Genomic DNA, 9,696 nt, shown 5'->3' on the forward strand with positions numbered 1-9,696 from the left:
CCGTGGCGCCCCGCCGTTCCGTGGCGGCTGCCGTTCCGTGGTGCCCCGCCGTTCCGCGGCGCCCGCCGTCCCGTGGTGCCCCGCCGTTCCGTGGCGCCCGCCGTCCCGGTGGGCGCCGCGAACCGCGGGCCGCACTTGCCAGCCCCCGCCCGGCATGGGGGAGGATGGCGGGAACCGTACGAAGGGAAATCCTCGGTGAGCATCGACCCGTCCTCGATTCCGAATTTCGGGGGCCAGCAGCCCGAACAGCAGCCGTCGGGACCGCCAGCCGGTCCCGTCGTGCCCGATCAGGACCTGGTCAAGCAGCTCCTGGACCAGATGGAGCTGAAGTACGTCGTCGACGACGAGGGTGACCTCGCCGCTCCGTGGGAGCAGTTCCGGACGTACTTCATGTTCCGGGGTGAGAAGGAGCAGCAGGTCTTCTCGGTCCGCACCTTCTACGACCGGCCGCACACGATCGACACCAAGCCGCAGCTGCTGGAGGCGATCGACGACTGGAACCGCCGCACTCTGTGGCCCAAGGTCTACACGCACACCAACGACGACGGCACCGTCCGTCTGATCGGTGAGGCGCAGATGCTGATCGGCACCGGCGTCAGCCTGGAGCACTTCGTGTCCTCCACGGTCAGCTGGGTCCGCGCGTCGATCGAGTTCGACAAGTGGCTCGTGGAGCAGCTCGGCCTCCAGACGGACGCCGAGTCGGGCACGGAGGACAAGAAGGACGACGAGGGCTGACCCCCTCCGCCCCGGGCACGCCCGGCGGCCCGTACGCACGGAAGCCCGGCCGGACCACCGGCCGGGCTTCCGTGCCGCCGGGGAGGCGTCAGGCGGGACCGAGCGCCTTCAGCCGGGCCGATGCCTCCGACAGCACGCTCCGGCGCTTGCAGAACGCGAAGCGGACGAACGGGGCACCCTGCTCGCGGTGGTCGTAGAAGACCGCGGTGGGCACCGCGACCACCCCGCAGCGCTCCGGCAGGGCCCGGCAGAACGCGAAGCCGTCGTCGAAGCCGAGCGGCCGGATGTCGGTGGTGACGAAGTAGGTGCCGGCGGGGCGGTAGACCGCGAAGCCCGCCTCGGTGAGGCCGTCGACGAGCAGGTCGCGCTTGCCGCGCAGGTCCTCGCGGAGCGCCGTGAAGTAGCTGTCCGGCAGCCGCAGCGCCTCGGCGACGGCGTGCTGGAAGGGCCCGGCCGAGACATAGGTCAGATACTGCTTGGCGGAGCGGACGGCGGTGACCAGCTCCGGGGCGCCGGTCACCCAGCCCACCTTCCAGCCGGTGAACGAGAACGTCTTGCCGGCCGAGGAGATCGAGACCGTGCGCTCGCGCATGCCGGGGAAGCACGCGACCGGGATGTGCTCGCCGTCGAACACCAGATGCTCGTAGACCTCGTCGGTCACCACCAGCAGATCGCGCTCGCAGGCCAGCTCGGCGATCGCCGCCAGCTCCTCGCGGGTGAGGACGGTGCCGGTCGGGTTGTGCGGGGTGTTGAGCAGGATCAGCCGGGTGCGGGGGGTGACGGCTGCGCGGAGTTCGTCGAGGTCCAGGTGGTACGAGCCGTCGGCGGGCCGCAGCGTGACGGGGACCCTGACCCCGCCCGCCAGGGCGATACCGGCGGCGTACGAGTCGTAGTACGGCTCCAGGGCGATGACCTCGTCGCCCGGCTCCAGCAGTGCCAGCAGTGCCGCGGCCACGGCCTCCGTCGCGCCCGCGGTGACCAGCACCTCGCTGTCCGGGTCGTAGCCGAGGCCGTAGTACCGCTGCTGGTGGCCGGCGATCGCGGCGCGCAGCTCGGGCACGCCGGGGCCCGGCGGGTACTGGTTGCCGCGGCCGTCGCGGAGCGCCCGGACGGCCGCCTCCCGGATCTCCTCGGGGCCGTCGGTGTCCGGAAAGCCCTGGCCGAGGTTGATGGAGCCGGTGCTCAGCGCGAGGGCCGACATCTCGGCGAAGATCGTGGTGCCGAACTCGGCCAGCCGGCGGTTGAGCAGCGGTCTTCCCTGGGATCCCATGACCGCCATCCTCCGCCGAACCGGCGGACTTCCTCAACCGGGCTTCCCCCGGACTTCCGCCGGGCCTTTCCCCCGTGACTCCCCCCGGACCTCCGCCGGACCTCCGCCGGGTCTCCCCCGGGTCTCCCCCGGACTTCCGCCGGGCCTTTCCCCCGTGACTCCCCCCGGACTCCTGCCGGGTGCCGCCGGGCCGGCGCCGAACCTCTGGAGTTCCTCAACTCTGCTTTGGCTCCGGAGCGGCACGGGCATCACCCCCGCACGAACACGAAGCGGGGGGCTCGCTTCGGGGGACGAGAGGAGTCGGGGGAAATGGGATACATCGTGTTCGCGGTGGTGTTCGTCATCGTCGCGGCGCTGGTCGTCGGAGCGACCGGCAGGGCGGGGACGGGAGGCCGGTCCGGAGGGGCCGGAAAGCGCAGCTGGTGGGCCGGCGGGGGCGGCGACTGGGGCTCCGGTGACTCCGGCTCGTCCTGCGGCGGGGGCGGCGGCTGCGGGGGAGGCGGAGGCGGCGGCAACTAGCGGCCCCGGGGAGGGGCGTCCGGGCGGGCACGGTCCCGGCAGCGGCTGGCACGGGGCAGCCGGGCCGAGGACCGTGACCGCCCGTCCGCCGTCGACGCCGTCCGCCGTCGCTGCCGCCCGCACGCCGGTCCGCCGCCGCTCTGCCGGTCGGTCGGTTGGTCGGCGTTCCGCCGGTCGGTTGGCCGGTCGGCCGGTTGGCCGGTTGGTCGACGGTCCGCCGGTCCGTGGCGGCGCCGGTCCGTGGCCGCTGCCGTCTGGCGCCGCTTTGGGGGCTGCGTCCGCCTTCGCCTCCGCCCGCACGCCGGTCCGCCGCCGCTCTGCGGATCCGTGGCTCCTGCGTCCGCCGCCGTTCCGCCGTCCGGCCGGTCCGTGGCCGGTCCGCCGGTCCGCCGTCGTGCCGCTCCGCCGCCGTTGAGGGTGCGGAAACGCCTGTGGGTGCGCGGACTTGGCGCACCGTCGCCGCGCGCGGATGCGGGCGGCCGCTCCGGCGCCTCCGCCCCGGCGTGACCGCACGGGAGGGGCGTACCGAACGGGTGTGTGCCTGCGCGCGCTCCGCGCTGCGCCCGCGTTTGCCCAAAGGCCCAATAACCCGTGTTCGCGCGGGTTTTGAACAACCGATCCGGGTAACGCTCGACGGCATGGACCCCATGGGAAGATGGGTAAAAATTCAGTGGGCGACACGCATTTCGTGATTCTGTATCCCTCGGACCCCACGTGGGCACGAGCCGGCGAGCGACTCTCCTTTGGTCCCTCCTCCATGGCGGGCCGGCCCACCAATCCACTGCGTGCTTGCGGAGCCGACCCATGCTCACCACCTTGAAAACAGCGTATTCGGACACCCGTGCAGCAGATCTCGCCTGGTGTCTCGGTAAAGAGGCGTTGCCCGCGTTGGCCGTCCTCGACCTGCGACTCGGCCCCGCGGAAGTGCAGTTACGGCTGCTCGGGGCCTCGCATCAAGTGATCACCCGAGAAGGCTCGGGTGTTTGTTCGGAAACGGTCGCATGTATTCCGGGCAGCCGTACGCCACTGCCGCTGGGCGCCGCCGAGCGAGTCGGCCCGTGGGAGTACGAGTTCGCGGCCCGCGTCGAGACGCTGTCCCGTAACTCGTTCGCCGGCCGGGCTCAGGAATTGCTCGCCCTGGTGGCCGATCATCCGAACGGACTTGCGGGAACCTTCCCGGGAAGTCCGCATGCCTTCACAGCGATGCTGGCGCAGCGCTGTGAAGGAAGACTTCGCTGGCGCACCTGGCACGCCTATCCGCAGGAAGGGCGGCTCGTCACCACGAGAACGCAGGTGGGGAGCCGCACGATGGCCGCCCTGTAGCCGCCCTCGTGCCCCGCACGACTGCCCGTGTGCCCCACACGATTGCCAACATGCCCCGCACAACGGCCCTCGTGCCCCGCACGACCGTCCGTCCGAGTCCCCATGTGGGTGACAGGGTCGCGAGTTTGTCTGACGTAGCGTTCGCCACATGATCGAGCTGCCCGAGTCCCGGCTGCTCTCCGGTGCGGCGGCCGGGCGGCCGGCCGTACCGGAGGGCGCGCAGGCACCGGTGCGGCTGCCCGTGCCCGCGGGGCCGGGGCGCCTGCTCGTGCTCGGTGTGGTGTTCGTCTGCGCCGCCTGCGGTCTGGTGTACGAACTCGAACTCGTCGCTCTCGCCTCGTATCTCTTCGGCGACTCCGTCACCCAGGCCTCCGTCGTGCTCTCGGTCATGGTGTTCGCCATGGGGGTCGGCTCGCTGCTCGCCAAGCGGCTGCGCGGGCACGCGGCGGCGGCGTTCGGGCTGGTGGAGGCGGCGCTGGCGCTGATCGGCGGCGGCTCGGCGATGGCGCTGCACGCGTCCTTCGTCTGGTCCGGTCACTCGCGGGTGGCGCTCGTCGTCTTCTCGTTCGTGATCGGAGCGCTGATCGGCGCCGAAGTGCCGCTGCTGATGACGCTGATACAGCGGATCCGGCGGCAGGACGCCGGTGGCGCGGTCGCCGATCTGTTCGCCGCCGACTACGTCGGCGCGCTGGTCGGCGGACTCGCCTTCCCGTTTCTTCTGCTGCCGCTGCTGGGCCAGTTGAGCGGCGCCCTGGCCACCGGGGCGGTGAACACGGTCGCGGGCGGCGCGATGGTGCTGTGGCTCTTCGGCCGGGACCTGACCGCACGGATCCGCTGGACGATCGTCGTGGCCAACGGTCTGGTGCTGGCGCTCCTGGGCGTCGGCGCCGCGTTCGTCGGCAGCTTCGAGGAGGCGGCGCGGCGCGCGGTGTACGGGGCGGACGTACGGGTCGTGATGCGTACGGAAGTTCAGGAGGTCGTCGTCACGGGTGGCGTCGGAGCGGACTCCGGGAACGGTGCGCGGGGCGCCGCCGGAGCGGGGACGGGCGGCGCACTCGGCTCCGGAGACGGTGGTTCCGGGGACGGCGGCTCCGGGGAGGGCCGTTCCGGGGACGGCGCTCACGGCGACGGCGGCTCCGGTACGGCCGGTCCCGCCGAGCCGCTCGCCCTCTTCCTCGACGGCCGGCTGCGGGTCAGCGGCCGTGTCGAGCGCCGGTACCAGGAGGCGCTGGTGCACCCCGCGATGAACGGGCCCCGCGAGCGGGTCCTCGTGCTCGGCGGCGCCGACGGCCTCGCCGCCCGGGAGGTCCTGCGCTACGGCGACGTGCGCTCGGTCACCGTCGTCGACACCGACCCCGCTGTCTTCCGGCTGGCCCGGACGGACCCCGGGCTGTCCCGGCTCAACCGGCAGTCCATGAGCGACCCCAGGGTGCACGCCGTGGCGGCGGACGTCTTCGGCTGGCTCCGCGGCGCGGACTCGGCGTACGACGTCGTCGTAGCCGACCTGCCCGATCCCCGCATCACCGACAGCACGAAGCTGTACGCCCAGGAGTTCTACGGGCTGGTCGAGCGGGCCCTCGCCCCCGGCGGGCGCTTCGTCGTGCGGGTCAGATCGGCCGCCGGGCAGCCACGGACGTACTGGACGGTCGACGCCACGCTCCGCTCGGCCGGATTCCGCACGGTGCCGTACCGGATCGACGACCGCGGCTCCGGCGGCGCCCCCGGGGCCGGCCGTGCGGCGGCTCTCCCCACCACTCCGCGCGACCGGGGCTTCCTCCTCGCCGGGCGCCGCGCCGTACCGCTCCGTCTGCCGTCCGACGCGCCTCCGCTGCTTTCCCTCGACCCGGGGTCGCTGCGTGCGGCCGCCCGGGCGGCCGAGGGCGGCCGGGTGGACGGGCTGCCCCCGTCGACGCTCACACACGCGCGCTACTGAGCGGCGCGGGTCTCCAGCGGTACGGGCCGGGCGGGGAGCGTTCAGCGGTACGGGCCGGGCGGGGGAGCGTTCAGCGGTACGGGCCGGGCGGCGGGGGTTCAGGGGTACGGGCCGGGCGGTGCGGTGTCCGGGGTCACGGACTGAGCGGGGAGGCAGTGAGCGGCGCGCTTCAGAGGTGCGGACGGGGCGGCGGGGCGGCCGGGGTGCGGACTGGGCGGTGCGGTGTCCGGGGCCGCGGACTGAGCGGGGAGGCAGTGAGCGGCGCGCTTCAGCGGTACGGGCCGGGCGGCGGGGCGGCCGGGGTACGGATGGAGCGGCGGGGGTTCAGGGGTACGGATCGGGTGGCGCGGTGTCCAGGGCCACGGGCCGGGCGGCGGGGCAGTGAGCGGTGCGGTTTCCCGGGGGAGGTTCTCGTGTGGGGCCATGGTGTCCCGCGGGCCGTCGGGCCCCGGCGGTCGGGCCCGGCGATCGGCGGTTGACGTCCGGGGTGGGCCGGGATCGCCGGTCGGGGGCCGCCGGTCAGGGGTCCCCGGGCGTGCGGGGCGTCGGGCGCGCGGGGGTGTCGGGCGGTGAGTCGGATGAAGTGCGGACCATCTCGCGCGCGGACCGGTGCGGGACGGGCCAGGCTGGGTAGGCTCGGTCGACATGGAGCATGAGGTGTTCGTTCCGTTTTCCGCCGAGACCGTGCGGCAGGCCCTCGCCGACCCGGCGCGGGTGGCCCGCTGCGTCCCAGGGCTCCAGCGCGACGCCGTCGGGGCGGCGGACGCGCCGGGCACGCTGACCGGCCGGATGCGGATCCGGGCCGGCAGCTCGACCATCACCTATCGCGGGACCCTCCGCGTCGAGCCGCGTTCCGGCGGCGAGCTGGCCGTCGAGGGCGAGGGCGCGGAGGCGCGCGGTGACGGGTCCGCCAAGCTCGCGCTGACCGTGCGGCTGCGCGCCGCCGACGGCGGCACGGCCCTCGTCTGCGCCGGTACGGTCCTCAGCGAGGGACGGCTGGCCGAGGTCGACGCGCGTTCCGCGGCGACCGCCGGGCGGCGGCTGCTCGACCGGTTCGCGGGCGCGCTCGCCGCCGATCTGGAGGCGAAGCCGACGGGCCGGGAGCCCGCCGCACCGGGCATCCCCGCCCCGGAGACGGGCACGGACGACCGGGACACCGGCCGGGACGACCGGGACACCGGCCGGGACGACCGGGACACCGGCCGGGACGAGGCGGTCATCGGACGCCCGGACGACAACGAGCCCGCCATTCCCGGCATCCCGTCGCCCGAGCAGGCGCCGGACGCGAGCCCCGCGCCGGGAGAACCGTCGGGGGCCGCCGCCCCGGGCAAGGACGTACCCGGCAAGGACGTACCGCAGGAGCGCCGGTCGCCGGACGACGGCGGCGAGGGCACGGCCCCCGGACAAGGCAAGGACGGCAAGGACGGCAAGGACGGCAAGGGCGGGAAGGCGGACCGGGCCGGGAAGCGTGACACCGGGAAGAACGGCGCCGGCGAGGACGCGGACGCGGAGCCGGACGCCCCGGCGGCCTCCGAGCCGGCGGCCTCGCCGTCCGTCTTCGACACCGAGGTGCCGCCGCCCTCCCTCGACCCGCTGGCCGACGAGGTCTCCGAGCTGATCGACGATCCGCCCGCCGAGGCCGCCCACGCCCGCCGCACGATGATCGGCCGCAGCGCCGAGGAGGTCGACCACGCCCCGCCGCGCGGCCGGTACGCCCCGCTCCCGGCGCCCCAGCCCGCCTCGCCCGGCGACACCCTGCGGTGGGCCGCCCCGGCCGCCGCCGCGCTGATCGCCTCGGCGGTCGTCATCAGCCGTATCGTCCGACGCAGGCGATGACTCCGGCCCGCTGGACGGCCGCCGACGCCCGACGGGACCGGGCCGACGGGACCGGGCCGACGGGGCCGGGCAGACGGGGCCGGGCAGACGGGGCCGGGCAGACGGGACCGCGCCGACGGGGCCGGGCAGACGGGACCATGCCGTGGGACCGGGCCGGTGGCTCCCCGGGGCGACGGGCCGTGGGTCCCCGGCTCGCATAGGCTCGGGGCGTGAGCACCCATGAGACGACGGAAGCGGCCCAGGAGGCCGGAGTCCGGCTGGCGGCGGGCGACGCCGAGCTGACCGTGCTGCCCGGGAACGGCTGCCGCCTCGGTTCCCTGCGCGTCGGCGGTACCGAACTGCTGCGGCAGGGCGCCAAGTACGGCTGTTTCCCGATGGTCCCCTGGTGCGGCCGGACCGCGTACGGCCGGTTCCGGAACGGCGGCACCGTCCACGAACTGCCCGTCAACTCCCCGCCGCACGCCATCCACGGCACCGGCCGCGACCGCGCCTGGCGGACGGCCCGCGCCTCGGACACCTCCGCCGCCTTCACTTACGACCTGGGAGCCCCCTGGCCGTACACCGGCCGGGTCACCCAGCTGGTCGAGCTGTCCCCGGACTCGCTGACGCTGACCATGGGCGTCGAGACGTACGACGACTCCTTCCCGGCCCAGGCCGGCTGGCACCCGTGGTTCCTGCGGCGTCTCGGCCCGGCCGCCGGTGACGGCCCGGACGCCCCCGTCGAGATCTCCTTCGACGCCGCCTGGCAGGAGGAGCGCGGCGACGACCACCTGCCGACCGGCCGTCGGATCGAGCCCACCGCCGGGCCGTGGGACGACTGTTTCGGCATGCCGGACGGCGTGGACGTCACTCTCACCTGGCCGGGCCGGCTGGAGCTGCGGGTCACCAGCCGGGACGAGTGGGTCGTGGTGTACGACGAGCAGGACGAGGCCGTCTGTGTCGAGCCCCAGTCCGGCCCGCCGAACGGTCTCAACACCGCCCCGCGGCTGGTCACCCCGATCGATCCGCTGGAGACGTCGGCCACCTGGCGCTGGCGCGCGCTCTGAGCGGGCGGCCGGACGGCGCGCGGCCCCGGATAGTCTCGTCGTCATGACCGACGTGCGTGCTGCCCTGCTGCGGCAGATCAAGGACAAGGCCGTGGTGCACGGCAAGGTGACGCTCTCCTCCGGGCTGGAGGCCGACTTCTACATCGACCTGCGCCGGATCACTCTGGACGGGGAGGCCGCCCCGCTCGCCGGGCAGGTGATGCTCGACCTGACCGCCGGTCTCGACTACGACGCGGTCGGCGGCCTGACGCTGGGCGCCGACCCCGTGGCGACCTCGATGATGCACGCCGCCGCGGCCCGGGGCCGCAGGCTCGACGCGTTCGTCGTGCGGAAGGCCAACAAGGCGCACGGCCTCCAGCGGCGGATCGAGGGCCCGGACATCAAGGGCCGCCGGGTGCTGATCGTGGAGGACACCTCGACCACCGGCGGCTCGCCGCTGACGGCCGTCGAGGCGGCCCGGGAGGCGGGCGCCGAGGTCGTGGCGGTCGCGGTCATCGTGGAGCGCGGGGCGGCCCCGGCGATCGCGGAGGCGGGACTGCCGTACCTCCAGGCCTACGACCTGGCCGACCTCGGGCTCTGACGCCCCGGACGGCTCCGGGAGGGCTGTGCACCCGGCCCGGGAACGGCACCGTAACGGGCCCGGGAGCGGCACCGTGACCGGAGTGGAGAAATCCGGAAAAACCGGTCCTGAGCTGGACTTTTCGGCAGCCTCGGGTGTTTCACGTGAAACCCTCGGTGTCCCCGTCAGCACGGTTCGGCACAGTCGCCGTTCCGGTCACCGACGCGGCCTCCGTTCCACCGACGCGGCCTCCATTCCGGTCACCGACGCGGTCGCCGGCCCGGCCCTCGGCGCGGTCTCCGGTCCGGTGACCGACGCGGTCGCCGGCCCGGCCCTCGGCGCGGTCTCCGGTCCGGTGACCGACACGGTCTCCGGTCCGGCCCCCGGCCCGGGGCTCCGGTCCTGCGTCGGCACAGTCACCGACAGGGTCACCGGTCCGGCCACGGTCCGCCACCGATCCAGCCGCCGACGCTGC

The 9,696-nt window shown here is 74.5% G+C and carries 8 protein-coding genes; 7 read left to right on the forward strand and 1 reads right to left on the reverse strand.

The window, feature by feature from the left end:
• The first annotated feature begins 195 nt into the window (after positions 1 to 195).
• Positions 196 to 735, forward strand: a complete 540-nt coding sequence (locus GCU69_RS06980) for a type III secretion system chaperone family protein (protein WP_098752705.1) — start codon at positions 196 to 198, stop codon at positions 733 to 735.
• 88 nt (positions 736 to 823) lie between these two features.
• On the opposite strand, the gene GCU69_RS06985 is transcribed toward GCU69_RS06980, so the two are convergent.
• Complete coding sequence (locus GCU69_RS06985) at positions 824 to 2,005, reverse strand: pyridoxal phosphate-dependent aminotransferase (protein ID WP_170315793.1); 1,182 nt, start codon at positions 2,003 to 2,005, stop codon at positions 824 to 826.
• 309 nt (positions 2,006 to 2,314) lie between these two features.
• On the opposite strand from GCU69_RS06985, the gene GCU69_RS06990 reads away from it, so the two are divergent.
• The 6 genes from GCU69_RS06990 to pyrE all read left to right on the forward strand — a co-directional run bounded on the left by GCU69_RS06990 (position 2,315) and on the right by pyrE (position 9,242).
• A complete protein-coding gene (locus GCU69_RS06990; RefSeq protein WP_156205420.1) occupies positions 2,315 to 2,524 on the forward strand; it encodes a hypothetical protein in 210 nt (69 codons plus the stop codon).
• A gap of 804 nt (positions 2,525 to 3,328) precedes the next feature.
• Entirely contained in the window at positions 3,329 to 3,847 is a 519-nt protein-coding gene (locus tag GCU69_RS06995) for a DUF2617 family protein (RefSeq protein ID WP_098752703.1), read from the forward strand.
• 148 nt (positions 3,848 to 3,995) lie between these two features.
• The gene (locus tag GCU69_RS07000) at positions 3,996 to 5,780 is read left to right on the forward strand and encodes a spermine/spermidine synthase domain-containing protein (protein WP_156205421.1); all 1,785 of its coding nucleotides are present in this window, start codon (positions 3,996 to 3,998) and stop codon (positions 5,778 to 5,780) included.
• 645 nt (positions 5,781 to 6,425) lie between these two features.
• Positions 6,426 to 7,616 carry an SRPBCC family protein gene (locus GCU69_RS07005; RefSeq protein WP_156205422.1) on the forward strand — a complete coding sequence of 397 codons (1,191 nt, stop codon included), beginning with the start codon at positions 6,426 to 6,428 and terminating at the stop codon, positions 7,614 to 7,616.
• A 209-nt stretch (positions 7,617 to 7,825) separates the two neighbouring features.
• On the forward strand, positions 7,826 to 8,662 hold the full coding sequence (locus GCU69_RS07010; protein ID WP_098752699.1) for an aldose epimerase family protein: 837 nt from the start codon (positions 7,826 to 7,828) through the stop codon (positions 8,660 to 8,662).
• Positions 8,663 to 8,705: 43 nt separating this feature from the next.
• Positions 8,706 to 9,242, forward strand: coding sequence for an orotate phosphoribosyltransferase (gene pyrE, locus GCU69_RS07015; protein ID WP_098752698.1), 537 nt, complete (start codon positions 8,706 to 8,708; stop codon positions 9,240 to 9,242).
• The last annotated feature ends 454 nt before the right edge of the window (positions 9,243 to 9,696 follow it).

This window comes from Streptomyces lycii (genome assembly GCF_009735685.1).
Lineage (GTDB): Bacteria > Actinomycetota > Actinomycetes > Streptomycetales > Streptomycetaceae > Streptomyces > Streptomyces lycii.

Coding starts and splice junctions, on each gene's coding strand:
- GCU69_RS06990 (WP_156205420.1), top strand. CDS start 2,315: ATGGGATACATCGTGTTCGCGGTGGTGTTCGTCATCGTCGCGGCGCTG.
- GCU69_RS06985 (WP_170315793.1), bottom strand. CDS start 2,005: ATGGGATCCCAGGGAAGACCGCTGCTCAACCGCCGGCTGGCCGAGTTC.
- GCU69_RS06995 (WP_098752703.1), top strand. CDS start 3,329: ATGCTCACCACCTTGAAAACAGCGTATTCGGACACCCGTGCAGCAGAT.
- pyrE (WP_098752698.1), top strand. CDS start 8,706: ATGACCGACGTGCGTGCTGCCCTGCTGCGGCAGATCAAGGACAAGGCC.
- GCU69_RS07000 (WP_156205421.1), top strand. CDS start 3,996: ATGATCGAGCTGCCCGAGTCCCGGCTGCTCTCCGGTGCGGCGGCCGGG.
- GCU69_RS07005 (WP_156205422.1), top strand. CDS start 6,426: ATGGAGCATGAGGTGTTCGTTCCGTTTTCCGCCGAGACCGTGCGGCAG.